Raw genomic sequence first — 25,973 nt, forward strand, 5'->3', positions numbered from 1 at the left:
ACACCGAAAAGGCCGCGAAGACCGAGCAGGCCGAGAAGGCGGTAAAGGCCGCCAAGCCAGAAAAGGCTGAAAAGGCCGCGAAGGGGAGCAAGGCGGCGGAGCCGGTGGCGGCCGGGGCCGCCGCGCCGCCCACCGCCTTCCTCGAAGTGCGGGATCTGAAGGTGCACTTCCCGACCGACGACGGCATCGTCAAGTCCGTCGACGGGCTCACCTTCAGCCTGGAGAAGGGCAAGACGCTCGGCGTCGTCGGCGAGTCCGGGTCCGGCAAGTCCGTGACCTCGCTCGCCGTGATGGGCCTGCACCGCGCCTCGCGCCAGCAGCGCAGCAAGGTACGGATGTCCGGCGAGATCTGGCTGGACGGCAAGGAACTGGTCGGCGCGGATCCGGACGAGGTGCGCCGGCTGCGCGGCCGCGAGATGGCGATGATCTTCCAGGACCCGCTGTCCGCGCTGCACCCCTTCTACACGGTCGGCCAGCAGATCGTGGAGGCGTACCGCGTCCACCACGACGTCGACAAGAAGACCGCGCGCAAGCGGGCGATCGAGATGCTCGACCGGGTCGGCATCCCGCAGCCCGACAAGCGGGTGGACGACCATCCGCACCAGTTCTCCGGCGGTATGCGCCAGCGCGCCATGATCGCGATGGCGCTGGTCAACAACCCCGAGCTGCTGATCGCGGACGAGCCGACCACCGCGCTGGACGTCACCGTCCAGGCGCAGATCCTGGACCTGATCCGCGATCTCCAGAAGGAGTTCGGCTCGGCGGTCATCATCATCACCCACGACCTGGGGGTGGTCGCCGAGCTCGCGGACGACCTGCTGGTGATGTACGGCGGGCGGTGCGTCGAGCGCGGACCGGCGGCGGAGGTCTTCTCCGCGCCGCAGCACCCGTACACCTGGGGCCTGCTCGGCTCCATGCCGCGGATCGACCGCGATCAGACCGACCGGCTCATCCCCGTCAAGGGATCGCCGCCCAGCCTGATCAACGTGCCGTCCGGGTGTGCCTTCAACCCCCGTTGCCCGTACGCGGATGTCCCCAAGGACGATGTCACCCGCACGGTGCGCCCCGAACTGCGCCAGGTCGCGGGCGGGCATTTCTCCGCCTGCCACATGACGCAGGAGGAGCGGGAGCGTATCTGGACCGAAGAGATTGCGCCGAGGCTGTGACCGAGACGACTGACGACGAGAGCAAGAAGATCCCGCCGCAGCAGGCGGCCGGGAAGACGGCGGCCGGGGGGCGGAAGGACGGTCCGGACGGGTCCGGCACGCCGCGGCAGCCCGCCGAGGACGCCGAGCCGCTGCTGCGGGTGCGCGGTCTGGTCCGGCACTTCCCGATCACCAAGGGCCTGCTCAAGCGGCAGGTCGGGGCGGTGCAGGCGGTCGACGGCATCGACTTCGACGTCCGGCCCGGGGAGACGCTCGGCGTCGTCGGCGAGTCCGGCTGCGGCAAGTCGACGATGGGCCGGCTGATCACCCGTCTCGACGAGCCCACCGGCGGTGCCATCGAGTTCGAGGGCACGGACATCACCCATCTGTCCACGGGCAAGCTGCGGCCGATGCGCCGCGACATCCAGATGATCTTCCAGGACCCGTACGGTTCGCTGAACCCGCGGCACACCATCGGCGGGATCGTCAGCACCCCCTTCCGCCTCCAGGGCGTCGAGCCCGAGGGCGGGGTCAAGAAGGAGGTGCAGCGGCTGCTGGAGCTGGTGGGCCTGAGCCCGGAGCACTACAACCGCTATCCGCACGAGTTCTCCGGCGGTCAGCGGCAGCGCATCGGCATCGCACGGGCGCTGGCGCTCAAGCCGAAGCTGGTGGTCGCCGACGAGCCGGTCTCCGCGCTGGACGTCTCCATCCAGGCGCAGGTCGTCAACCTCATGGACGACCTCCAGGAGGAGCTGGGCCTGACCTACGTCATCATCGCGCACGACCTCTCGGTCATCCGGCACGTATCGGACCGGATCGCGGTCATGTACCTCGGAAAGATCGTGGAGTTGGGCGACCGGCAGTCGCTCTACGGCGCGCCGATGCACCCGTACACCAAGGCCCTGATGTCCGCGGTGCCGGTGCCCGACCCCAAGCGGCGGACCGACCGTGACCGCATTCTGCTCAAGGGCGATGTGCCGTCGCCGATCAACCCGCCCACCGGCTGCCGGTTCCGTACCCGCTGCTGGAAGGCGACGGAGGAGTGCGCCACGACCGAGCCGCCGCTGGTCGCGCTGCGGACCGGTCACCAGGTGGCCTGCCACCACCCGGAGCTGGAGCCCGGTGAGAGCGTGGCTCCGGCCGGTGCGAAGGCGGCGGGCCAGGCGGCAACTGACGGGTAACGCCTGAGGAATTGGCAAAGTCCCGGGCAGGACGGAGCGGGAGAGTGCAGAGTCGGCGCGGTTGTTCCACGACATCCGTGTGAGAAGGGACGGCTCATGGCACTCTCCCGTTCTGCGCGTCGCTCCACCCGCTGGCTCGCCCTCGTCACGGCGGCGGCCTCGGCCCTCACCATCGCGGCCGGACCGGGCGCCACGCCCGGCGCCCCCGGCATCGGTGACCCCTACTTCCCGAATCTGGGCAACGGCGGCTTCGACGCCCTCCACTACGACCTCGGCGTCAGCTACCACCCCGAGTCCGGCCGCCTCGACGGCCGGACGACCCTGACCGCCAGGGCCACCCAGGACCTCTCCTCCTTCGACCTCGACCTGCAACAGCTGACGGTCGATTCGATCCGGGTGAACGGCAGGCCCGCGGACTTCGGCAGAGCGGGCGACGAACTCATCGTCCGGCCCCGTTCCCCGCTGCGGCGCGGCCGCACCTTCACCGTCACCGTCGTCTACGGCGGCGTCCCCCAGCCGCTGACCGGCCCGATCATCTTCGGCTCCCCGTACGGCTGGATGAAGACCAAGGACGGCGTCTTCGTCGCCTGCGAGCCGAACGCCGCCTCGACGTGGTTCCCCTCCAGCGACCACCCCAGTGAGAAGGCGACGTACGACATCCGCATCGACGCCCCGGCGGGCCTGACCGGCGTCTCCAACGGCCGGCTCATCAGCTCCTGGACGAAGCACGGCCGTTCCTACGCCCACTGGCGCGAGAGCCGGCCGATGGCCACGTACCTCGCCACCGCCACCATCGGCAAGTTCGACGTCCGTACGGGCACCACCCCCGGCGGCACCCCGATCTACGTCGCCACCGACCCCACCCTCCCCGCCGGCAAGGTCGACGTCTACGGCATCACCGCCGAGGCCACCGACTACTGGTCCAAGCTCTTCGGCCCGTACCCCTTCGAGGAGACCGGCGCCATCGTCGACGACATGCCGCAGGCCGGCTTCTCCCTGGAGGTGCAGTCCAAGCCCGCCTACTCGGCCGTACGCAACGAGTCGACCATCGTCCACGAGCTGGCCCACCAGTGGTTCGGCGACTCGGTCTCGGTCGAGCAGTGGAAGGACATCTGGCTCAACGAGGGGTTCGCCACCTACGCGCAGTGGCTGTGGGGCGAGCACCGGGGCACCGCGACCGCGCACGAGGCGTTCCGCAAGGCGTACGACGCGACACCGGCCGACAACGCCTTCTGGAAGCTGCGGGTCGCCGATCCGCAGCGAGACACCATGTTCTCCGACGCGGTCTACGAGCGGGGCGCGATGACGCTCCAGGCGCTGCGTGAGCGGATCGGCGATCCGGCGTTCTTCCGGCTGCTGCCGGCCTGGACCGCCGCGCACCGCTACGGCAACGCGGACACCTCGCAGTTCATCGCGCTCGCCGAGCGGATCTCCGGGCAGCGGCTGGACGGTTTCTTCGACACCTGGCTGAACACCCCCGGCAAGCCGGCGCTGCCGGCGGAGGCGGGGAAGTAGGGGGACGGCCGGACCCGCACCCGCGGCGCGCCCGGCCCGGCGTCAGCCGGCCCCCGGCCCGCCCCGGCCGCCGGAGAGGCGCTGCGGCCGGGGCAGGTGCAGCCCGAGATAGACCGAGCCCATCCGCAGTGCGAAGACCACCCCCGCCGAGATCGCCGCGGCGGGGGTGGCCCCGGCGCCGAGATGGTAGATCCCCAGATAGCAGCAGGCACCGGCCAGCGCGGCGATCGCGTAGACGTCCTCGCGCAGCAGCAGCGGGGGGAACTCCCCGCACAGCACATCGCGGATGACCTCACCGGCCACCCCGGTCAGCACGGCGAGGATGAGCACCGCGAGCGGGGTGACGCCCGCGTCGATGGCGGCGCGCGCCCCGATCACCGTGACGACGGAGAGCCCGATCGCGTCGACGACCAGCAGCGATCTGCGGGGCAGCGACCAGAACCGCAGATAGACGATGGTGCCGACGCCGACGCAGATGATCAGCGTCAGCAGCACCCAGTCGTGGGTCCAGTACAGCGGCCGCCGGTCGAGGATCAGATCACGCAGGGTGCCGCCGGAGATGGACGCGGCGAAGGCGAGGACCAGCCCGCCGAACGGGTCCATGTTGGCGCGGTAGGCGGCCAGCACCCCGCTCGCGGCGAAGGCCGCGATGCCGACCAGGTAGAGCACATGAAGCATGGCGCCATGGTCTCAGGCCCCGGTGCCGCGCCCGTCGCCCGCGGGACGCGCGCTCCGCGGGCGCATCGGCCGCCGGACCCGTAAAGAGCGCAGGGATCGCAGGGACCGCAGAGTTCGCAGGGACCGTGCGGATCGCAGAAATTAATACTACCGGTCGGTAACTGTTCGGTGTAGCGTGCTCGCCATGGCATTGGTGACCACCGGTAACAGTGAGTTCGACCGCGATACGGCGGTCGTCCGCCGCGCACCCGGCGTCTACGACGCGCACCTCTCCGCGGGCTGGACGATCGCCCAGGCGGTCAACGGCGGCTATCTGCTCGCCCTCGCGGGCCGCGCCCTGGGCGACGCGCTGCCGCACCCCGACCCCTTCTCGGTCACCGCGCACTACCTGACCGCCTCCGTCCCCGGCCCGGCCGTCATCCGCACCGAGGTGATCCGCACCGGCCGCACGATGTCGACCGGCACCGCCACGCTCGTCCAGTTCACCGAGGACGGCACCGAGACCGAGCGGCTGCGGGTGCTCGCGGCGTACGGCGATCTCGACGCGCTGCCCGACGACGTCCGGACGTCCGCCAAGCCGCCGGCCATCCCGCCGAGGGAGCACTGCCCGGGGACCGACAGCGCCCCCGGCGGCCGGGCGTCCGTCCCCGGCGGTACGTCCTTCGCCGAGCGGATCGCGGTCCGGCTGGACCCGGCGACCGCGGGCTGGGCGGTCGGCGCGCCGTCCGGCAAGGGCGAGATGCGCGGCTGGTTCGGCCTCGCCGACGGCCGCGAGCCCGATCCGCTCTCCCTCCTGCTGACCGTGGACGCGATGCCGCCGACCGCCTTCGAGCTCGGGCTGTCCGGCTGGGTGCCCACCGTCGAGCTGACCGCCCATGTCCGCCGCCGCCCGGCCCCCGGCTCGCTGCGTGTCGCCGTCACCACGCGCAATCTGGCCGGCGGCTTCCTGGAGGCGGACGCCGAGGTGTGGGACTCCACGGACCATCTCGTCGCCCAGTCCCGCCAACTGGCGCGGGTGCGGCTCACCGGGTGAGGCGGGGGCGCCCACCGGGGCGCCCTCCGGAGCGGGGTGCTCACCGCGGCGGAGTGGTCACCGCAGGAAGTCCGACAGCTCCGCCGTCAGCCGGTCCGGCGCGTCCTCCTGGACGAGATGCCCGGCCCCCTCGATGAGCCGCAGCCGCGCACCGGGAATGGCGGCGGCCAGCTCGTGCCCCTTCGCGGCCGGGATCCAGGCGTCCTGCGCGCCCCAGCAGACCAGCGTCGGCAGCGTCAGTTCGCCGTACCGCCCCTGGATCCCGTCCGTCATCCGCTGGTCGTTCTGCGCGATCTGGCGGTAGAACGCGGCCTGTCCCGCCGCGGTGCACCACGGCTCCACCACCCGGTCGAGGACGGCCGGGGGCAGACCGGGGTGGCTCCCGGAGGCGATGTACTCGCGCACCAGCGCCCGGTGCAGCGCCGGCGGCAGCTGTGCGAACACCTCGGGGTGCGCGCCCAGCAGGCGGTACGCCGGTGAGCCCCAGGGCGCCAGCGCCACCGGGTCCACCAGCGCCAGCCGGTCGTACCGCGCACCGTGCAGCAGATGTGCGCGCAGCGCGACGCAGCCGCCGAAGTCGTGTGCGACGACGGCCGGCGCCGGCAGCTCCCAGTGCGCCAGCAACTCGCCGAACACGACCGCCTGTGCGGCGAGCGAGACGTCCTGTCCGGCGTGCATCGCCGAAGCGCCGTAGCCCGGCATGTCCCAGACGAACACCTGGTGACGGGTGGCGAGGTCGCGGGCGGTACGGCGCCAGACGTAGGACGAGAACGGGGTGCCGTGCAGCAGGACGACCGGCGGGGCACCGGCTGCGCCCGTGCCGAACGACGCCCATCGCACCGCGCCGGAGGAGCTGTGGAATTCCTGGTCCAGAAGCCACTGTGTCATGACCGTAAGGCTAATTGCTCCTTACCATCGTGTCGATGGAGGTGACGGGGCGGTCCGATCCCGTTCCGTCTCCCGATCCGTCGCCGTCTCCCGATCCCGGACCTGTCCCGATCCCGGTCGCGGTGCCATAACGGGACGACGGTGACGGTTCCGGTACATCCCGCGCGCCGCGGCCCCGTGCGCCGGACATGCGCCCCCGGGGCCCGCGACGGCGCCTCGTAGAATCGTGCGCACCATGGTTTACCTCGACCACGCCGCGACCACTCCGATGCTCCCGGAGGCGGTGCAGGCGATGACCGCCCAGCTGACCGTCACCGGCAACGCGTCCTCCCTGCACGCCGCCGGCCGCCGGGCCCGGCGCGCCGTCGAGGAGGCGCGGGAATCCCTCGCCGCCTCGCTCGGCGCGCGCCCCAGCGAGGTCGTCTTCACGGCCGGCGGCACCGAGGCCGACAACCTCGCGGTCAAGGGCCTGTACTGGTCCCGCCGGGACGCCGACCCGGCCCGCACCCGCGTCCTCGCCAGCCCCGTCGAGCACCACGCCGTCCTGGACGCCGTGGAATGGCTCGCCGGACACGAGGGCGCGCGCGTCGAATGGCTGCCGGTCGACACCTACGGCCGGGTGCACCCCGACGCGCTGCGCGAGGCCATCGCCCGCGACCCCGCCGATGTCGCGCTCGTCACCGTCATGTGGGCCAACAACGAGATCGGCACGGTCCAGCCGGTCCATGAACTCGCCCGGGTGGCGGCGGAGTTCGCCATTCCGCTGCACGCGGACGCGGTCCAGGCGTTCGGACAGCTGGAGGTCGATTTTGCCGCCTCCGGACTGGCCGCGATGACGGTCTCCGGCCACAAGATCGGCGGCCCGTACGGCAGCGGCGCGCTGCTGCTGGGCCGCGAGTACGCCCCGGTGCCGGTGCTGCACGGCGGCGGCCAGGAGCGGCACGTACGCTCCGGCACCCTCGACACCCCCGCCGTCGTCGCCTTCGCCGCCGCCGGCCGGCACGCGGCCGCGCACCGCGAGGAATTCGCCCGCGACATCGGCGCCCTCCGCGACCAGCTGGTCAAGGCCGTACACGCGGCGGCCCCCGACGCCGTCCTCGGCGGCGACCCGGACCCCGCCGGCCGCCTCCCCGCCAACGCCCACTTCTCCTTCCCCGGCTGCGAGGGCGACTCCCTCCTGCTGCTGCTGGACGCCCAGGGCATCGCCTGCTCGACCGGTTCCGCCTGCACGGCCGGCGTCGCCCAGCCCAGCCACGTCCTGCTGGCCACCGGTATGGACCGCGATCTGGCCCGCGGCACGCTCCGGTTCTCGCTGGGCCACACCTCCACGGAGCAGGATGTGGCGGCCCTGGCGGCGGCCATCGGCCCGGTGGTGGCCCGCGCCCGCAGCGCGGGGCTCAGCTAGTGCCGTGACCGGCAAAGCCTGCCGGGAGGGGCACTAGCCACGGATCTCTCCGGGGCGCGAGGTACGGGGCGACGGCGCCGGCGCGCGCCGCAGCTCCGCCCGGACGAGCCTGAGGTACCGGTCCCAGTCCCAGTGCGGGCCCGGATCGGTGTGGTCGGTGCCCGGCACCTCCGCATGGCCGACGAGATGCTCACGGTCGGCCGGGAACCCGTAGCGCCGGCAGATCCCGGCCGTCAGCCGCGCCGATGCCGCGTACATGGCGGGGGTGAAGGACTCCGGGCGGTCCACATAGCCCTCGTGCTCGATGCCGATACTGCGCTCGTTGTAGCGGCGGTTTCCGGCGTGGTACGCCACGTCCAGCTCGCGCACCAGCTGCGCCACATGCCCGTCCTTGCGCACGACGTAGTGCGCCGCCGCGCCGTGCGACGGGTCCTGGAAGACCTTCAGCGCCACCGGGAAGCCACCCTGGACGACATGGATCACCACCCGGTCTATGGGGTAGTCGGACGGCCGGTGCGCGCGCCGCAGATTCGCCGGGGACGCCTCGACCCACTCGGCGCCCCGGTGGTCGACCTCGCCGTCCCGGCGGTCCCGTTCCGGTGCCCGGCGCGCGCCGTACGCCATGGCCCCGGCGGCCGCCACTCCGCCACCCAGCCACAGGGCGCGCCGTCTGCTGATCCCCGGCCGGCCGGGACCCTTCTTCCCCATGAGAGGCATAACGCTTACGGCCCGGCCGGCTGTTCCGTCTACTCTGGAGAAGTTATGACTGACGCTCCCCGCCGCCTGCGCGTACTCGCCGCCATGTCCGGCGGTGTCGACTCCGCCGTCGCCGCCGCCCGCGCCGCCGAGGCCGGCCACGATGTGACCGGCGTGCATCTCGCGCTCTCCGAGAACCCCACCTCGTTCCGCACCGGCGCCCGCGGCTGCTGCACGATCGAGGACTCGCACGACGCCCGCCGCGCCGCCGACGTCATCGGCATCCCCTTCTACGTCTGGGACCTCGCCGAACGCTTCCGCGAGGACGTCGTCGACGACTTCATCGCGGAGTACGAGGCCGGCCGCACCCCCAACCCCTGCCTGCGCTGCAACGAGAAGATCAAGTTCGCCGCGCTGCTGGACAAGGCCCTCGCCCTGGGCTTCGACGCCGTGTGCACCGGCCACTACGCCACGGTCGTCCGCAACGACGACGACAGCCGGGAGCTGCACCGCGCCTCCGACATGGCCAAGGACCAGTCCTACGTCCTCGGTGTCCTGGACGACCGGCAGCTGGCGCACGCCATGTTCCCGCTCGGCGACACCCGCACCACCAAGGCCGAGATCCGCGAAGAGGCCGCCCGCCGCGGCCTGTTCGTCGCCAAGAAGCCCGACAGCCACGACATCTGCTTCATCGCCGACGGCGACACCCAGGGCTTCCTCGCCAAGCGGCTGGGCACCGCCGAGGGCGACATCGTCGACGAGTCCGGCAACCGCCTCGGCACGCACGACGGCGCGTACGGCTTCACCATCGGCCAGCGCAAGGGCCTGCGCATCGGCCACCCCGCCGCCGACGGCAAGCCCCGCTACGTCCTGGACATCTCCCCGGTCGACAACACCGTCACCGTCGGCCCCGCCGAGTCCCTCGACGTCACCGCCCTCACCGCCATCCGGCCCCGCTGGTGCGGCCGCCCCCCGCAGGCCGGTCCCGCCGCCTACACCGCACAGCTCCGCGCGCACGGCGGCGAAACGGGCGTCACCGCCGAACTGGTCGACGGCTCCGCGCTCCACGTCACCTTCACCGACCCCGTACGCGGTGTCGCCCCCGGACAGGCCATCGTGCTCTACGACGGCACCCGGGTCGTCGGCTCGGCGACCATCGCCACGACGGAACGCCGCGCACGGACGGCGGTGTAGGCAGGCCGGGGCCGCGGACGCGGCGGGGCCGCGAACACGGCGGAGACGGGGCCGCGAAGGCCGTGCGGGCGCGGCCGTCGCGGCCCGAGGCGGGCGGGTCGGCCGGTCTCCCGTGTCAGTCGGTCTCCCGGTCTCCCGGGCAGTCTCTCGTCAGTCGGTCCGCCTGATCCGCGGAGGGCCGTCGCGGCGAGGTCCTTGCCCCGGATGAGCCGGTGGTCGATGACCTGCCGGGCCCCGTCGCGGGTGTGGACGACGTAGCGGCGCCTGGTGACCGGGCCCGTGGTGAGCATCCAGGGGCGCAGATCCACCCGCGCGACATGCTTCAGCTCCGGCCAACGGGCGGCCCACCGCCGGCTCTTGCGGTCTGGGTCCGGTCGCGGTCGTGGACGATCCCCCGCTCGAAGGCGAGCCCCGCGCAGCGCCGCCGCCCGGCCCCGTGCACCAGCGGGAAGCCGCAGAGGAGCGCGACGGGCACCCGCAGGATCAGCAGCAGCCGGATGTCGGCCCCGCCTCCGTTGCAGCCCCAGGTCACGCCCCTGGTCAGGGCGAGGAAGGCCGGCACGGCCACCGGTATCCCGACCACCGGCGCCACTCCCCACAGCCACACCTGCCGCCGGCAGGACGAGCTGAGCACCGGCCAGGTCGTCGGCCGCGGTACGTCGCCACGTACGCGCCGGGCGTCAGCTCCCGCGCCTTCTCGCGGATCCTCTGCGGTACGCGGCCGGTCCCGGCCCCGCTCTCGGCCCCCCGGCCCTCCATCGCCATCCCGTCCGACAGAGGCTTTCTGTGCGGGGCCGCCCTCGGCGCCACCCGGGAGTTGCCGCATCGCGATCGAGCGGGCACCGGTTCCGCGGGGCCGGTGCGGCGGCCGGCCGCGTGGCGCGTGGGGAGCTCTTCGAAACTGACAAATGTCATGGAGAAGGAAGGACAGACGTGACTGTCGCCGGGCGGGGGCGTGCGTGAAGCTGAATGTGCCGAAAGGGGCGGTAACGCCGCGGTACGGAGCGCGAGTTGGGGGATTCTCGTATGAGCCAGAGCCAGAGCCAGAGCCAGAGCCAGAGCCAGAGCCAGAGCCAGAGTTCAGGCCGGAGCCGGAGTGCAGGTGGGAGTCGTGGGCGGGGGCATGGGCGCGACGAGGACCGCGGTCCGCTGCTGGAGAGTTTCCTCTCGCCGATCGTGGACGCCGGGGTGCCCATGGCCTCGTACTACCTCCTCAGCGGCGGCTTCGGCCTGAGCGAGGTGGCCGCGCTGGGCTGGAGCAGTGTGGTGCCGGTGGTGCGTACGGTCTGGGGGCTCGTCCAGAGCCGCAGGATCAACGGCCTCGCGCTGCTGATACTCGTGGCCAATGCCGTGGGCCTGACGCTGAGTTCGGTCACCGGCGACCCGCGGCTGATGCTCGCCAAGGACAGCGGTGTGACCGGTGCCGTCGGGATGGTGGTCCTCCTCTCCGTGCGCGGGGGACGGCCCCTGATGACCGCCGGTCTCAGGCCATGGGCCACGAAGGGCAGCGCGGCGGGGAACGCGGCCTGGGACCGGCTGTGGGCCGCCTCCGCGCCGTTCCGGCGGGCCGAGCGGAGATTCTCGGTGATCTGGGGGAGTGCGCTGCTGGCCGAGTGCGTGCTGCGGGTGATCGGCGCGTACACCGTGCCGGTGCCCACGATGGTCTGGCTGAGCACGGTGCTGGCGGTGGTGGCCGTCGTGCTGGCGATGCTCGTCGCCGGGGGAGCCGCCGCCGTGCCCATGCGGAACATGGTCGAGGCCGAGCGGACGCGCACCGCCGGCGCCCGTCCGGACGAAGCGGGTGGTGGGGAGCGGGCGCCGGAGTACGCGGGCTCCCCGGAGTGACCTCCAGGAGCTGCGGGCGACGGCGGGCGCGGGTGCGCACCAGGGCCTGTCACGGTGCGGAGCGGGGGGCGGCCGGGGCCGCCCGGTGTGATGTCCGGCACAGATCACCACGGGGGTGGTGTGCGGTCAGGCTCCGGCGGCAGCCCCCCTGAACTGGGGGCACGGGCGCGCCGGGGCGGGGAATTGGGCGGGGCGGAGGAGAGCGGGCAGCCCGGGGGAATCGCGTGCGGCATTGACGTCCGGCGGCCCCCGCGGTCGATTGGCCTGTAGGGGGCCAATAGGGTCGGCGCAACGACGGAACGTCAGAGGCCGCTGCGCCGAGGATTTGCCATGATCCGGACCGCAGGCGGCCTTTCGTCGGCCACGAAGGGAACGGAAGTCATGTCGACTGTTCAATCTGAGGTGAAGCCCGGGGGCATTTCGGCCGGACCGGCAGCCCTGCACGCGGAGCTGGTCCGGCGGAATCCCGGGGAGCCGGAGTTTCATCAGGCCGCCCTCGAAGTGCTGGAGACGCTGGCCCCCGTACTGGCCGTCCGTCCGGAGTTCGGCGAGGCGAAGATCCTGGAGCGGCTCTGCGAGCCCGAGCGGCAGATCATGTTCCGGGTTCCCTGGCAGGACGATTCCGGGGCGATTCACGTCAACCGCGGCTTCCGGGTGGAATTCAACAGCGCGCTCGGTCCGTACAAGGGAGGTCTGCGATTCCACTCGTCCGTGAATCTGGGGATCGTGAAGTTCCTCGGCTTCGAGCAGATTTTCAAGAACTCCCTCACCGGCCTGAACATCGGCGGCGGCAAGGGCGGCAGCGACTTCGATCCGCACGGCAGGTCGGACGCCGAGGTGATGCGGTTCTGCCAGTCGTTCATGACCGAACTGCACCGCCATCTCGGCGAGCACACGGACGTGCCGGCGGGTGACATCGGCGTCGGCGGCCGTGAGATCGGCTATCTCTTCGGGCAGTACCGGCGGGTCACCAACCGCTGGGAGCCCGGTGTGCTCACCGGCAAGGGCCTCGAATGGGGCGGCTCCAAGGCCCGTACGGAAGCCACCGGTTACGGCAATGTGCTCTTCACCGAGGAGATGCTCAAGCGGCGCGGTGAGGAACTCGACGGGCAGCAGGTCGTGGTGTCCGGGTCGGGCAATGTCGCCATCTACACGATCGAGAAGGCCCAGGCGCTCGGCGCCCACGTCCTGACCTGCTCGGACTCCGGCGGCTATGTCGTCGACGAGAAGGGCATCGACCTGGCGCTGCTCAAGCAGATCAAGGAGGTCGAGCGCGGCCGGATCACCGAGTACGCCGAGCGGCGCGGGGCGTCGGCCAGGTATGTGCCGGGCGGGCGGGTGTGGGACGTCCCGTGCGAGGTGGCGCTGCCCTCGGCGACGCAGAACGAGCTGGACGGGGACGCCGCCCGCATCCTGATCCGCAACGGCGTCAAGGCGGTCTCCGAAGGCGCGAACATGCCGGCCACGCCGGAGGCGGTGACCCTCCTGACGTCGGCCGGGGTGGCCTTCGGCCCGGGGAAGGCCGCCAACGCGGGCGGGGTCGCGACCAGCGCGCTGGAGATGCGGCAGAACTCCGCGCGGGAGTCCTGGTCCTTCGACCGGGCGGAGGGCGAACTCGCGATGATCATGCGCGGGATCCACGACACCTGCTACGAGACCGCGGAGCGGTTCGGTCTGCCCGGTGACTATGTCGCGGGTGCGAACATCGCCGGCTTCGAGCGGGTCGCGGACGCGATGCTGGACCAGGGCCTGATCTGACCCGGCCGTCGGCCCGGAGGACCGGTCCGGGGGACTGATCCGGCCGGACGCCCCGGGACGCGTGCCGCGCGTTCCGGGGCCGTTCCCGTTCCGCTCCAGCCTCGCTTCCGGCCCGTTCCCCGCCCGCCCGTACCCGGCCCGCGGGCGGCTCGTAGGGTGAAGCGCATGAACATCTGTGTCTTTTGCTCCGCCGCCGACCTCGACGACCGTTATGTCACCCCCGCCCGGCAGTTCGCCGAGTTGATGGGCAAGGGCGGGCACGCGCTGGTCTGGGGCGGCTCCGACACCGGCCTGATGAAGGTCATGGCCGACGGGGTGCAGGGGGCGGGCGGGAAGCTGATCGGCGTCTCCGTGGAGTTCCTGGCCCACAAGGCGCGGGCCGGCGCGGACGAGATGCTCGTCACCAAGGACCTGGCCGAGCGGAAGGCGCAGCTGCTGGCGCGTGCCGATGCCGTCGTGGTGATGGTCGGCGGTACGGGCACGCTGGACGAGGCCACCGAGATCCTGGAGCTGCGCAAGCACGGGATGCACGCCAAGCCGGTCGTGCTGCTCAACACCGCCGGTTTCTACGACGGGTTGAAGGAGCAGTTCCAGCGGATGGAGACCGAGGGCTTCCTGCCGGTTCCGCTCAAGGACCTGGTCTTCTTCGCGGAGGACGGTGTCAGCGCCCTCACGTATCTGGAGGAGCAGGCCGGCGTCCAGCGCTGAGACGCTCCGCCACGTGCAACCGCGCGCCCCCTGGACGCTTCTGCTCCGCCAGGTTCGGACCGTCACGCTCGTTAGGATCGCCCCATGGGAACGCACTTGATCACGGGCGCAGGGTCGGGCATCGGAGCGGCGGTCGCGCGGCGGCTCGCGGAGCGCGGTGAGCAGCTGTGGCTGCTGGCACGGGACGCGGGCCGGGCGAAAGAGCTGGCAGAACGGTTCCCCGGCGCCCGCACGATCGTCGGCGAACTGGGCAATCCGGAAAAGCTCTCCTGGGCACTGGGACAGCAGCCGCTGCCGGAGCGGATCGATTCGCTCCAGCACATCGCGGGTGTCATCGAACTCGGCGCGGTCGGCGACCTGGGCGCCAAGGCGTGGCAGCGGCAGCTCGCCGTCAACCTCGTCGCGCCCGCCGAGCTCACCCGGCTGCTGCTGCCGCTGGTGCGCGTCGCGCAGGGACATGTCGTCTTCGTCAACTCCGGCGCCGGGCTCGCGGCGCACGCCGAGTGGGGGGCGTACGCCGCGAGCAAACACGGCCTGAGGGCACTGGCCGACTCGCTCCGCGCGGAGGAGCACGACAACGGCGTCCGCGTGACATCGGTCTACCCGGGCCGTACGGCCACGCCCATGCAGGAGAGCACCCACCGGCAGGAGGGCAAGGAGTACGACGCCTCCCGCTGGATCGACCCGGAGTCGGTCGCCACGGCCATCATCACCGCCATCGATCTGCCGCGGGACGCGGAGCTGAACGACGTATCGGTGCGGCCGGGCCGCTGACCCCGCCCCGGGACCGCCCCGGGCCGTCGAACCCCCTGGGACCGCCCCGGGCCGCTGGGCCTCCGGGGCGGTCCCGGCTGTGTACGCCCCCGGCTGCCCACGCTCCCGCTGGGCACGCTCCCGGCGACGCCCACCGCCCACCGCCCGACGCCCGCCGCCCGCCGCGCGCCCGAGCCCCGGAGCGGAGCCGGGCGCGGCGGCGGGGTACGGGGGCCGTGAGATCCGGGGCCCGTGCACGCACCGCCCCGCCAGCCGGGCGTACGCACCCGGCGCGACGTCCTCCGGTCCCGGTGCCCGCCGAGCCGCGCGCCCCTGCCGCCACGCCCCCGCCGCGCCGCCACATACCCTTCCGGGGTGAGCGAGAACAGTACGTACGCGTGGGCCGCGGGCGCGGCGACCGGGATCGGGTCGATGCCGGGCGGTGACGCGCGGGAAGCGGCGAAGACCGTGACCGGGTCGCTGGAGACCTTCCCCCACCTGCCGGAACTGCCGGCCAGAGGGCCGGGTGCCGACATGATCGGGCGGACGGCCGGGATGCTCGTCGAGGTCTACGCCCATGTGGAGCCCAGCGGCTGGCGGATCAGCGACCGCCCGGGGCGGGACACCCGGCGCGCCCGCGCCTGGCTCGGCGAAGACCTGGACGCCCTGGAGGAGTTCACCCAGGGCTATCAGGGGCCCCTGAAGGTCTCGGCCGTCGGCCCGTGGACGCTGGCCGCCGCGCTGGAACTGCGCAACGGCGAGGCCGCCCTCAGCGATCCCGGGGCCTGCCGGGATCTGGCGGAGTCCCTGGCGGAGGGGCTGCGCGGTCATCTCGCGGACGTACGGCGGCGGGTGCCCGGCGCGCAGCTCGTGCTCCAGCTCGACGAGCCCTCGCTGACGGCGGTGCTCCAGGGACGGGTGAAGTCCGCCAGCGGCTACCGCACCCACCGGGCCGTGGACCGGGCCGTCGTCGAGGGGGCGCTGCGCGAACTCGTCGGTGTCGCGGCGGGCGGGCCCGTGATCGTCCACTCGTGTGCGCCGGAGGTGCCGTTCGGGCTGCTGCGGCGGGCCGGGGCCGCGGGCATCTCGTTCGATATCGGTCTGCTCACCGAGCGTGAGGAGGAAGCGATCGGCGAGGCCGTCGAGGGCGGTACGGCGCTGTTCGCGGGCGTGGTGCCCGGCATGGACGGCCGATTGTCAGACCCTGCCGGTAGCGTCATGGGTGTCAGGACGCTGTGGCGCAGGCTGGGGCTGTCGCCGGGGACTCTCGCCGAGTCCGTGGTCGTCACTCCGTCGTGCGGACTCGCGGGCGCTTCGCCCGCATATGCCCGCTCGGTTCTCGCCCACTGCGTCCGGGCGGCGAGGTCGCTCGCAGACAACCCTGAGTGACGGCACTCAAGGATCACGGGAGGACAAGACGGTGGCTGGCGAACAGCACGCAGCGGTACCCGAGGTGCCCGCGGCGGCACGGGAGAAGCATGCGCAGCTCGCTGAGCAGATCGAGGAGCATCGCTTCCGGTACTACGTGAAGGACGCTCCGGTCGTCAGCGACGCGGAGTTCGACAGGCTGCTGCGTTCCCTGGAGGCCCTGGAGGCGGAGCATCCGCAGCTGCGCACCCCGGATTCGCCGACCCAGCAGGTCGCCGGGGCGTACGAGACGGAGTTCACCGAGGTCGAGCACCGCGAGCGGATGCTCTCCCTCGACAACGCCTTCGACAACGACGAGCTGGCGGCCTGGGCCGAGCGGCTGGCGGGAGAGCTGGGCGGCGATCCGCGGAGCGCCGGCTACCACTTCCTGTGCGAGCTGAAGGTGGACGGCCTGGCCGTCAACCTCACCTACGAGCAGGGCCGGCTGACCCGCGCCGCCACCCGCGGCGACGGCCGTACGGGCGAGGACATCACCCCCAACGTCCGGACGATCACCGAGATCCCGCACCGCCTGAAGGGCGAGCGGATCCCCGAGCTGGTCGAGGTCCGCGGGGAGGTCTACTTCCCCATGGAGAAGTTCCTGGAGCTGAACGAACGGCTGGTGGCCGAGGGCAAGCCGCCGTTCGCCAACCCCCGTAACGCCGCGGCCGGTTCGCTGCGCCAGAAGGACCCCCGGGTCACCGCCGGCCGGCCGCTGCACATGGTGGTGCACGGCATCGGCGCCCGCGAGGGCTTCGACATCGACCGCCAGTCGCAGGCGTACGACCTGCTCCGCGAGTGGGGCCTGCCGACGGCCACGCACAACGAGGTCGTCGACTCCCTGGCGGCCGTGCGCGCGTTCATCGACCACTACGGCGACGCGGAGACCCGCCGCACCGCGGTCGAGCACGAGATCGACGGTGTGGTCGTCAAGCTGGACGAGATCCCGCTCCAGGGGCGGCTGGGCTCCACCTCGCGGGCCCCGCGCTGGGCCATCGCCTGGAAGTACCCGCCGGAGGAGGTCAACACCAAGCTGGTGGACATCCGCGTCGGCGTCGGCCGCACGGGCCGGGTCACGCCGTACGCGGTCGTGGCGCCGGTCACGGTCGCCGGCTCCGAGGTGGAGTTCGCGACGCTGCACAACCAGGACGTCGTCAAGGCCAAGGGTGTGTACATCGGGGACACCGTCGTGCTGCGCAAGGCGGGCGATGTCATCCCGGAGATCCTGGGCCCGGTCGTCGATCTGCGGGACGGCAGCGAGCGGGAGTTCGTGATGCCGGCCGACTGCCCCGAGTGCGGTACACCGCTGCAACCCGGCAAAGAGGGCGATATCGACCTGCGGTGTCCCAACGCCCGGTCCTGCCCCGCGCAGATCCGTGAGCGGCTGTTCTATCTGGCCGGCCGCAAGTGCCTGGACATCGAGAACTTCGGCTATGTCGCGGCGACGGCGCTCAGCCAGCCGCTGGAGCCGGCCGAGCCGCCGCTGAAGGACGAGGGCGATCTCTTCAGCCTCTCCATCGAGCAGCTGCTGCCCATCAAGTCGTATGTCCTCGACCCCGATTCGGGACTGCCCAAGCACGACCCCAAGACCGGCGAGGAGAAGGTCGTCACCTTCTTCGCCAACCAGAAGGGCGAGCCGAAGAAGAACGCCCTCGCCATGCTGGAGAACATCCAGGCCGCCAAGGAGCGTCCGCTGGCGCGGATCATCACCGGCCTGTCGATCCGTCATGTGGGTCCGGTCGCGGCCGAGGCGCTGGCCCGGGAGTTCCGTTCGCTGGACCGGATCCGGGACGCGAGCGAGGAGGAGCTGGCCGCCGTGGACGGCGTCGGCGCGACCATCGCCGCCTCCCTGAAGAGCTGGTTCGCCGAGGAGTGGCACCAGCACATCATCGAGCGGTGGCGGGCCGCGGGCGTCCGGATGGAGGAAGAACAGTCGGGTGAGGAAGGCCCGCGTCCGCTGGAAGGCGTCACCGTCGTGGTAACGGGCACACTTCAGTCACACACCAGAGATGGCGCGAAAGAAGCGCTCCAAGGTCTCGGAGCGAAGGTGACCGGTTCTGTTTCGAAGAAGACCGGTTTCGTGGTGGTGGGAGACAACCCAGGTTCGAAGTATGACAAGGCCATGCAGCTGAAGGTCCCAGTGCTGGACGATGACGGCTTCACGGTGCTGCTGGAGCAGGGCCCCGACGCGGCACGAGCGGTAGCTGTCACTCCGCCTGAGGAGGAGTGAGGAGTCACCCCATCGGCGCATACCAGATTGATCCGGGCGGCCGGGTCGCATTCGGGCAACCGCTGCGGATCGCTGCCCGTGACGGCGTTCCGCGGCCTACTGTTGAGATGCGCCTGCCGTGGCGCGGGCTCAGCCGGCTGTGAGAGGTATCGGAATGAAACCGACCGACAGCGCCGCTCCGGCGTCGCGGCTCCGCCGGCTCGTCGTGCCCGCGCTGCCGGCGGCCATCGTCATCGCGGCGGGCGGCGCGCTCGCCATCGGAGTGATCCGCACGCTCGGCGACGGTGCGGCGCTGTTCCCCGCGGGGACCGTCGGCTGGTCGCTGGCGGTCCTCACCGGCGTCATCGTCGGCCATCTGGTCGCGCTCGGCCGCGACCGCTGGTGGGGCGGCACGGGCTCCGGCGCCGCCCTCGCCCTCGCCGTCCTCCTGCTCTACGGCTGGATGCCCGCGGTCCTGGTCAGCCTCGCCGTCGTCGTGTTGGTCGGTGCCGCCCGCCGGCACCGCTGGCGACAGGCCCTGGTGCACGGCGCCGTGGACATCCTCGGCATCGGCGCCGCGGCCCTCGGCCTCACCGCGTTCGGCGTCCGGTCCAGCGTGGGACACCCCTGGGTGCCGGCCGCCTGGGACCTCTCCGTCCTCCCGGAGGTCATCACCGCGGCCGTCGGCTACCTCGTCGTCAGCCGCGCCCTGCTGTGGCTGACCCTGACCCAGCGCAGCGGCGGACTCCCCACCATCGCCCGGACGGCCGTGGTGCGGCAGGCGCTCGTCGGCGTCGCGCTGCTCGGCATCTCCCCGCTGATCGCCATCTGCGCCGTGTACGCCCCCATCCTGCTGCCGCTCTTCGCGGTCCCGCTCATCGCGCTGGACTCCACCCTGTGGATCGCCCGCGCCCGTGCCGAGGAGCAGCTGCGCGACCCGCTCACCGGACTGCCCAACCGCCAGTGGCTGCTGGAGCGCACCTGGACCGCGCTGGACGAGGCGGAGCGGGTCGGCACCCGCTCGGCGCTGGTCCTCATCGACCTGGACCGCTTCCGCGCCGTCAACGACACCCTCGGCCACCTCGCCGGCGACCGGCTGCTGCTCCAGATCGCCGACCGGCTGCGGCACGCCCTGCCACGCGGCGCGGAGGCCGCCCGGCTCGGCGGCGACGAATTCGCCGTCCTGCTGCCGGCCACCGACTCCCTCACGAGTTCCCAGCGGGTGGCCCGCAACCTCGTGGCCGCCCTGGGATCCCCGCTGGATCTCGACGGACTGACCCTCGTGCTGGAAGCCAGCGCGGGGGTCGCAGTCTTTCCCGACCACGCCCTGGACGCCGAAGGACTGCTGCGGCGCGCCGATGTGGCGATGTACCAGGCCAAGCGGGACCGCAGCGGCGTCGACCTCTACGAGGCCAAGCGGGACGGCAACACCCCCGACCGGCTCGGCCTGCTGGGCGATCTGCGCCGCGCCCTGGACGCCGGCGACGTCGAACTGCACTACCAGCCCAAGGTCGGTTTCGACGGGCATGTCGCCGGGCTGGAGGCACTGGTCCGCTGGGTGCACCCGGACCGGGGGAGAGTGCCACCGGACGAGTTCATCGCCATCGCCGAGTCCTCGGGGCTGATGCCGCGGCTGACGGAGTACGTCCTGGAGACCGCCCTCGCCCAAGTGGCACGCTGGCGCGCGATGGGCCTGGAGGTACCGGTCGCCGTCAACGTCTCGCCGCGCGATGTGCACTCGCCGGGCTTCGCCGGAGCCGTCGCGGCCCGGCTCGCCCGGCACGGCGTCCCACCGGGCGCCCTCCAACTGGAGATAACCGAGCACGTCCTGCTGGAGGACCCGCAGCGGGCCGCCGACACACTCGCCGGGCTGACCGCCCACGGTGTGAAGATGTCCCTGGACGACTTCGGCACCGGGTACTCCTCCCTCGTCCATCTGCGGCGCCTCCCGGTCAGCGAGCTCAAGATCGACCGCTCCTTCGTGGCGCGGCTGGCGGTCGACAACGAGGACGCCGAGATCGTCCGCTGCACCCTCGACCTGGCCCACTCCCTCGGCCTCCTGGTCGTCGCCGAGGGCGTCGAGGACGACGAGACCTGGGAGCGGCTGCGCGACCTGGGCTGCGACGCCGTACAGGGCTGGCTGGTGGCCGCCGCGATGCCACCGGACGAAACCACGGCCTGGCTACGGGCCCGAGGTGAGCACGGCTGGCACCGCGCATCGGAGACGGCCGCCCTGGCGGCGGAGAAGGCAGCCAACAGCCCTTCGGGACAGGTCTTGAACTGACCCGGCCACCGGCCGTCCCATGTCCCCGCTCCGATCAGCCAGATCAGCCAGATCAGCCAGATCAGCCAGACCAGACTGATCAGACCGATCAGACCGATCAGCCCGAACGAGCCCCACAGCCCGACCGGGCCGCACCGCTCGACCCGGCCGCACTGCCCGGTCAGCCCGCACCGCCCGCACTGCCCGGTCAGCCCGCACCGCCCGGACGAGCCGTTCGGCCCGATCAGGTACCCGCGGCGCCGGCCGGCGCATCCGGTGCGCCCGCCCCGTCCGGCACGCCCGTCAACCGCGCCGTGCCCGTCCCGTCCGACGCGCCGGACGACGGCCCCGCTGTGTCGCCCGCTCCCCGCGCACCCGCCGCGCCGGCCCCGTCCGCGGCCCCGGAGGCCGTACCGCAGGACGCCGAGCCGCCGTCCGCCGGGCCGACACCGGCCGCTCCGGAGGCGTAGCCCCGGGCCCGGCGGCGCCCCCGTCCGCCGGTGCCCCGGCCGCCCGTCCGCACCGCCGGGCGGGGTGCCGGCCAACGGGTGCCGGCCGCCGGGGACAGGCGGCGGCCACCGAGGGCGGGGGCCGCCGGCCGCCCCGCGCCGGCGGACCCGGAGGCCGTTTCCGGGCCCGCCCCGAGGCGGCTTCCGGGCCCGGCCCCGTAACGGTTTCGCGGGAGCTCTCGCCTACGCCATAGGATTGGGCCGAAAAGTTCATCGGGAACCCATCCGATTCATCGAGAACCCACTCCGCCAAGAACACCAGAGGATCGCTGCATGCCTGGCATCACGCGCGAGGAGGTCGCTCACCTCGCCCGGCTGGCACGTCTGGAGCTGAAGGACGAAGAGCTCGACCACTTCGCCGGACAGCTCGACGACATCATCGGCGCGGTCGCCCGCGTCTCCGAGGTCGCCGACCAAGACGTACCGCCGACCTCCCACCCGCTGCCCCTGACCAATGTCATGCGGGCGGACGAGGTCCGTCCGTCGCTGACCCCCGAGCAGGCGCTCTCCGGCGCCCCGGCCCAGGAGCAGCAGCGTTTCAAGGTGCCGCAGATCCTGGGGGAGGAGTGACCGACATGGCTGACCTGATCAAGCTCACCGCCGCCGAGATCGCCGCGAAGATCGCCTCCGGCGAGGTCACGGCCGTCGAGGTGACCGAGGCCCACCTGGCCCGCATCGAGGCCGTCGACGAGAAGGTGCACGCCTTCCTGCACGTCGACCGCGAGGGCGCGCTCGCCCAGGCCCGCGCCGTGGACGAGAAGAAGGCCCGCGGCGAGAAGCTCGGCCCGCTGGCCGGCGTCCCGCTCGCGCTCAAGGACATCTTCACGACGGAGGGGATGCCCACCACCGTCGGCTCGAAGATCCTGGAGGGCTGGATTCCGCCCTACGACGCGACGCTGACCAAGCGGCTCAAGGCCGCCGACGTCGTCATTCTGGGCAAGACCAACATGGACGAGTTCGCCATGGGGTCCTCGACGGAGAACAGCGCCTACGGCCCGACCGGCAACCCCTGGGACCTCACCCGTATCCCCGGCGGCTCCGGCGGCGGCTCCTCGGCCGCCCTCGCGGCGTACGAGGCCCCGCTCGCCATCGGCACGGACACCGGCGGTTCCATCCGCCAGCCCGCCGCCGTCACCGGCACCGTCGGCGTCAAGCCGACCTACGGCGCGGTCTCCCGCTACGGCATGGTCGCCTTCTCGTCCTCGCTCGACCAGGGCGGGCCGTGCGCCCGTACGGTCCTGGACGCGGCGCTGCTGCACGAGGCCATCGCCGGCCACGACGAGCTGGACTCCACCTCCATCGACGCGCCGGTCCCGGCCGTCGTCGAGGCGGCCCGCAACGGCGATGTGCGCGGTATGCGCATCGGCGTCGTGAAGGAGTTCGCGGGCGAGGGCTACCAGGCCGGCGTCATGCAGCGGTTCAACGAGTCCGTCGAGGTGCTGCGCGAGCTGGGCGCCGAGATCGTCGAGATCTCCTGCCCGTCCTTCGACAAGGCGCTGGCGGCGTACTACCTGATCGCGCCGTCCGAGTGCTCCTCCAACCTGGCCCGCTTCGACGCCATGCGCTACGGCCTGCGGGTCGGCGACGACGGTACGAAGTCCGCCGAGGACGTCACGGCCCTGACCCGTGAGGCCGGTTTCGGCGACGAGGTCAAGCGCCGCATCATCCTCGGTACGTACGCGCTCAGCTCCGGCTACTACGACGCGTACTACGGCTCCGCGCAGAAGGTGCGGACGCTGATCACCCGCGACTTCGAGAAGGCGTTCGAGCAGGTCGAGGTGCTCATCTCGCCGACCACGCCGACCACCGCCTTCCCGATCGGCGAACGCGCCGACGACCCGATGGCGATGTACCTCGCCGACCTGTGCACGATCCCCACCAACCTGGCAGGCAACGCAGCCATGTCGCTGCCCTGTGGACTGGCCCCCGAGGACGGGCTGCCGGTGGGTCTGCAGATCATCGCCCCTGCCATGGCCGACGACCGGCTCTACAAGGTCGGTGCCGCGGTCGAGGCCGCGTTCACCGCCCGGTGGGGTCACCCGCTGCTCGAGGAGGCACCCGCACTATGAGTGGAAAGCTTGCCAAGGCCAAGAACTTCAAGAAGTCCAGGCCCGGCACGTATCTGTCCATCGGGACCACGCTGTTCGGCGCGGTGAGCGTCGTCAAGCAGGCGAAGAAGGCCAAGGGGGAGCACGACACGCTCCAGCTGGTCGACGCCATCGTCTCCGCCGCCGCCATCGCCACCGGCGTCGCCCTGCTCATCCGCGAACTGCGTCGTCTCAGCGACGACGACGTCCTCGCGGACTGATCGGCGCCGGACCTGAGAGGTTAGTTTTCCGTGACCGTCACTGAACTGGTGTCGTACGAGGACGCGTTGGCCACCTATGACCCCGTGATGGGTCTTGAGGTGCACGTCGAACTCGGCACCAAGACCAAGATGTTCTGCGGGTGTGCCACCACCCTGGGCGCAGACGCCAACTCGCAGACCTGCCCCACCTGCCTGGGCCTGCCCGGCTCGCTGCCGGTCGTCAACGCGATCGGCATCGAGTCCGCCATCAAGATCGGCCTGGCCCTGAACTGCTCGATCGCCGAGTGGTGCCGCTTCGCCCGGAAGAACTACTTCTATCCGGACATGCCGAAGAACTTCCAGACCTCCCAGTACGACGAGCCGATCGCCTTCGACGGCTACCTCGACGTACAGCTGGAGGACGGGGAGGTCTTCCGGGTGCACATCGAGCGCGCCCACATGGAGGAGGACACCGGCAAGTCCACGCACGTCGGCGGCGCGACGGGCCGTATCCACGGCGCCTCGCACTCGCTGCTGGACTACAACCGCGCCGGCATCCCGCTCATCGAGATCGTCACCAAGCCGATCGAGGGCGCGGGCGAGCGGGCCCCCGAGGTCGCCAAGGCGTACGTCGCCGAGCTGCGCGAGCTGATCAAGGCGCTGAACGTCTCCGAGGCCCGGATGGAGATGGGCCAGATGCGCTGCGACGTGAACCTGTCGCTGCGGCCCAAGGGCGTCGAGACGTTCGGTACCCGCTCGGAGACCAAGAACGTCAACTCGCTCCGTTCCGTGGAGCGCGCGGCCCGCTTCGAGATCCAGCGCCACGCGGCGGTGCTCTCCGCCGGCGGCACGATCATCCAGGAGACCCGGCACTTCCACGAGGAGGACGGCTCCACCACGGCCGGCCGCATCAAGGACAACGCCGAGGACTACCGCTACTTCCCCGAGCCGGACCTGGTGCCGGTGGCCCCCGCGCGCGAGTGGGTCGAGGAACTGCGGGCGGCCCTGCCCGAGCTGCCGCGCGTCCGCCGTAACCGGCTGCGCGAGGAGTGGGGCATCTCCGCGCACGACATGCAGTCGATCCTCAACGCGGGCGCGGTCGACCTGATCACCGCCACCGTCGACGCCGGCGCGGACTCCGCCTCAGCCCGTAAGTGGTGGATGGGCGAGCTGGCCCGCCGCGCCAACGAGGACGGCGTGGAGTTGGCCGCCCTGCCGATCACCCCCGAGCAGGTCGCCCGGATCACCGCGCTGGTCGCCGAGGGCTCCCTCAACGACAAGCTGGCCCGCCAGACCATCGAGGGCGTGCTCGCGGGCGAGGGCGACCCGGACACCGTCGTCGACAAGCGCGGTCTGAAGGTCGTCTCCGACGAGGGCGCGCTCGGCACGGCCGTCGACGAGGCCATCGCGGCCAACGCCGCCATCGCCGACAAGATCCGCGGCGGCAAGGTCGCGGCGGCCGGTGCGCTGGTCGGCGCGGTCATGAAGGCGACGCGCGGCCAGGCGGACGCGGCGCGGGTGCGTGAGCTGATCCTGGAGAAGCTGGGCGTCGAGGGCTGACGACCAGCCGGCGCAGGTATGCCGTGATGCGGTCCCCGGGATTTCGGGGGGCCGCATCACGGCTTTCCGGGGCTCGGGCCGGGGACTTTCCGGGGTCCGGGCCGGGGAAGGGAGACCGCCGGTACGGATGTGACCGGCACGGACGTGACCGGTACGGCTGTGCGCGTGGGGGAATGTTCCCGCGCCGGAGGTGACAGCGGCCGTCGCTGACCGGCTCGCCGGTGATGTGGCGGCAGGCCGTCGGCGCTCACCGGGTGTGGCAGGCGCATGCGACGGCTGCCCTGTCCGCCGCGGTCCCCGACGGCTGCCGCGACCGCTTGGCCGCCCTGACCGCGGCGCTCGGCGAACTCGCCGACGAGCGGCCCCGGGCCGCCCTCTCCGCCGCCCGCCAGCTGCGGGAGATCGCGGGGCTGATCGAGCCGCTGGCCGTGGCCGAGGCCCTCGCCCACAGCGTCCCGTGGGAGACCATCGGCACCGACCTGGGGCAGACGAAGCAGGCCGTCAACCGCCGCTGCACCAACCCTTCACGCACGCTGTCCGCCCGTGTGGAACAGCTTGTCGGCACCAACGTGGAGACGCTGCTCGCCACCGCCCGTAACCGGGTCCCCGGCACCCGGCCTCCGGGTGTCGATGGGCCTCCGCGGCCCGCCGCGTGGTGGACACCGATACCGACGCCGACGCCGGCCGGGCGAAGTGACGGCTGCGCGCTTCCTGGCCGGGCCGCGTACGAGCACCCGTCGCGGTGGACGCGCGAGGCGGTCCGGGCCCCGGTCGGTGACCGTCGGCGAGTATCCGGCCGCTCTCCCCTCCTGCTCACACTCCTGACCTGCCGTTCTCTCGTCCGGTGCCGCCCTTCCCCAGGGCCGTTCGGGGGCGTTCGGGGCCGTTTGTGGCCCGGTCAGGAATGCCGGGGCCCCGGCCGGTGCTGACGGAAGAAGA

At 72.2% G+C, this 25,973-nt stretch carries 22 protein-coding genes; 18 read left to right on the forward strand and 4 right to left on the reverse strand.

Translation table 11 applies throughout. The features are described 5' to 3' along the window. The first annotated feature begins 104 nt into the window (after positions 1–104). The 3 genes from ACLJWH_RS22750 (at position 105) to ACLJWH_RS22760 (ending at position 3,841) form a co-directional block, all read left to right on the forward strand. Positions 105–1,166 (forward strand): ABC transporter ATP-binding protein, encoded by a 1,062-nt coding sequence (locus ACLJWH_RS22750; RefSeq protein WP_411143769.1) that lies wholly within the window; start codon positions 105–107, stop codon positions 1,164–1,166. After that, positions 1,163–2,326, forward strand: a complete 1,164-nt coding sequence (locus ACLJWH_RS22755) for an ABC transporter ATP-binding protein (protein ID WP_411143587.1) — start codon at positions 1,163–1,165, stop codon at positions 2,324–2,326. Before ACLJWH_RS22750 ends, ACLJWH_RS22755 begins: the two co-directional genes overlap by 4 nt. A gap of 96 nt (positions 2,327–2,422) precedes the next feature. Then, on the forward strand, positions 2,423–3,841 hold the full coding sequence (locus ACLJWH_RS22760) for a M1 family metallopeptidase (RefSeq protein ID WP_411143588.1): 1,419 nt from the start codon (positions 2,423–2,425) through the stop codon (positions 3,839–3,841). A 42-nt stretch (positions 3,842–3,883) separates the two neighbouring features. Here the strand turns inward: ACLJWH_RS22760 and ACLJWH_RS22765 are convergent, their stop codons facing one another. Next, the gene (locus tag ACLJWH_RS22765; RefSeq protein WP_411143589.1) at positions 3,884–4,519 is read right to left on the reverse strand and encodes a trimeric intracellular cation channel family protein; all 636 of its coding nucleotides are present in this window, start codon (positions 4,517–4,519) and stop codon (positions 3,884–3,886) included. Positions 4,520–4,703: 184 nt separating this feature from the next. On the opposite strand from ACLJWH_RS22765, the gene ACLJWH_RS22770 reads away from it, so the two are divergent. Next, positions 4,704–5,552, forward strand: a complete 849-nt coding sequence (locus tag ACLJWH_RS22770; RefSeq protein WP_411143590.1) for a thioesterase family protein — start codon at positions 4,704–4,706, stop codon at positions 5,550–5,552. A 57-nt stretch (positions 5,553–5,609) separates the two neighbouring features. On the opposite strand, the gene ACLJWH_RS22775 is transcribed toward ACLJWH_RS22770, so the two are convergent. Next, on the reverse strand, positions 5,610–6,440 hold the full coding sequence (locus tag ACLJWH_RS22775) for an alpha/beta fold hydrolase (RefSeq protein ID WP_411143591.1): 831 nt from the start codon (positions 6,438–6,440) through the stop codon (positions 5,610–5,612). A gap of 235 nt (positions 6,441–6,675) precedes the next feature. Here ACLJWH_RS22775 and ACLJWH_RS22780 point away from each other — a divergent pair, with 235 nt between their 5' ends. Further along, positions 6,676–7,845, forward strand: coding sequence for a cysteine desulfurase family protein (locus ACLJWH_RS22780; RefSeq protein WP_411143770.1), 1,170 nt, complete (start codon positions 6,676–6,678; stop codon positions 7,843–7,845). Between the two features lie 33 nt (positions 7,846–7,878). Here ACLJWH_RS22780 and ACLJWH_RS22785 read toward each other — a convergent pair whose 3' ends face one another. Beyond that, positions 7,879–8,553, reverse strand: coding sequence for an N-acetylmuramoyl-L-alanine amidase (locus ACLJWH_RS22785; protein ID WP_411143592.1), 675 nt, complete (start codon positions 8,551–8,553; stop codon positions 7,879–7,881). Between the two features lie 54 nt (positions 8,554–8,607). Between ACLJWH_RS22785 and mnmA the strand changes: the two genes are divergently transcribed. Then, positions 8,608–9,735 (forward strand): tRNA 2-thiouridine(34) synthase MnmA, encoded by a 1,128-nt coding sequence (gene mnmA / locus ACLJWH_RS22790; protein WP_411143593.1) that lies wholly within the window; start codon positions 8,608–8,610, stop codon positions 9,733–9,735. Positions 9,736–10,057: 322 nt separating this feature from the next. Here mnmA and ACLJWH_RS22795 read toward each other — a convergent pair whose 3' ends face one another. Beyond that, positions 10,058–10,369 (reverse strand): hypothetical protein, encoded by a 312-nt coding sequence (locus tag ACLJWH_RS22795; RefSeq protein WP_411143594.1) that lies wholly within the window; start codon positions 10,367–10,369, stop codon positions 10,058–10,060. A gap of 392 nt (positions 10,370–10,761) precedes the next feature. On the opposite strand from ACLJWH_RS22795, the gene ACLJWH_RS22800 reads away from it, so the two are divergent. From ACLJWH_RS22800 to ACLJWH_RS22855, 12 genes are all read left to right on the forward strand, one after another. Next, entirely contained in the window at positions 10,762–11,580 is an 819-nt protein-coding gene (locus ACLJWH_RS22800; RefSeq protein ID WP_411143595.1) for a VC0807 family protein, read from the forward strand. Positions 11,581–11,961: 381 nt separating this feature from the next. Beyond that, positions 11,962–13,338: an NADP-specific glutamate dehydrogenase gene (gdhA, locus tag ACLJWH_RS22805; protein WP_411143596.1), complete on the forward strand. Its 1,377-nt coding sequence runs from the start codon at positions 11,962–11,964 to the stop codon at positions 13,336–13,338. A 165-nt stretch (positions 13,339–13,503) separates the two neighbouring features. Next, the gene (locus tag ACLJWH_RS22810; RefSeq protein ID WP_411143597.1) at positions 13,504–14,046 is read left to right on the forward strand and encodes a TIGR00730 family Rossman fold protein; all 543 of its coding nucleotides are present in this window, start codon (positions 13,504–13,506) and stop codon (positions 14,044–14,046) included. Between the two features lie 84 nt (positions 14,047–14,130). Beyond that, entirely contained in the window at positions 14,131–14,820 is a 690-nt protein-coding gene (locus tag ACLJWH_RS22815) for an SDR family oxidoreductase (protein WP_052856335.1), read from the forward strand. Positions 14,821–15,174: 354 nt separating this feature from the next. Further along, positions 15,175–16,188, forward strand: a complete 1,014-nt coding sequence (locus ACLJWH_RS22820; protein ID WP_411143598.1) for a methionine synthase — start codon at positions 15,175–15,177, stop codon at positions 16,186–16,188. Between the two features lie 31 nt (positions 16,189–16,219). Beyond that, positions 16,220–18,436 carry an NAD-dependent DNA ligase LigA gene (gene ligA / locus ACLJWH_RS22825; RefSeq protein WP_411143599.1) on the forward strand — a complete coding sequence of 739 codons (2,217 nt, stop codon included), beginning with the start codon at positions 16,220–16,222 and terminating at the stop codon, positions 18,434–18,436. A 154-nt stretch (positions 18,437–18,590) separates the two neighbouring features. Then, complete coding sequence (locus ACLJWH_RS22830) at positions 18,591–20,699, forward strand: putative bifunctional diguanylate cyclase/phosphodiesterase (protein WP_411143600.1); 2,109 nt, start codon at positions 18,591–18,593, stop codon at positions 20,697–20,699. A gap of 761 nt (positions 20,700–21,460) precedes the next feature. Further along, positions 21,461–21,757, forward strand: a complete 297-nt coding sequence (gatC, locus tag ACLJWH_RS22835) for an Asp-tRNA(Asn)/Glu-tRNA(Gln) amidotransferase subunit GatC (protein WP_030258164.1) — start codon at positions 21,461–21,463, stop codon at positions 21,755–21,757. A 5-nt stretch (positions 21,758–21,762) separates the two neighbouring features. Continuing rightward, entirely contained in the window at positions 21,763–23,256 is a 1,494-nt protein-coding gene (gene gatA / locus ACLJWH_RS22840; RefSeq protein WP_052856330.1) for an Asp-tRNA(Asn)/Glu-tRNA(Gln) amidotransferase subunit GatA, read from the forward strand. Then, entirely contained in the window at positions 23,253–23,495 is a 243-nt protein-coding gene (locus tag ACLJWH_RS22845; RefSeq protein ID WP_411143601.1) for a hypothetical protein, read from the forward strand. The genes gatA and ACLJWH_RS22845 overlap by 4 nt, the downstream gene beginning before the upstream one ends. A gap of 30 nt (positions 23,496–23,525) precedes the next feature. Continuing rightward, complete coding sequence (gatB, locus tag ACLJWH_RS22850) at positions 23,526–25,034, forward strand: Asp-tRNA(Asn)/Glu-tRNA(Gln) amidotransferase subunit GatB (RefSeq protein WP_411143602.1); 1,509 nt, start codon at positions 23,526–23,528, stop codon at positions 25,032–25,034. Positions 25,035–25,255: 221 nt separating this feature from the next. Continuing rightward, the gene (locus tag ACLJWH_RS22855; protein ID WP_411143603.1) at positions 25,256–25,963 is read left to right on the forward strand and encodes a hypothetical protein; all 708 of its coding nucleotides are present in this window, start codon (positions 25,256–25,258) and stop codon (positions 25,961–25,963) included. The last annotated feature ends 10 nt before the right edge of the window (positions 25,964–25,973 follow it).

The sequence above is a fragment of the Streptomyces sp. x-80 genome (genome assembly GCF_046549095.1).
Taxonomy (GTDB): Bacteria; Actinomycetota; Actinomycetes; order Streptomycetales; family Streptomycetaceae; genus Streptomyces; species Streptomyces celluloflavus.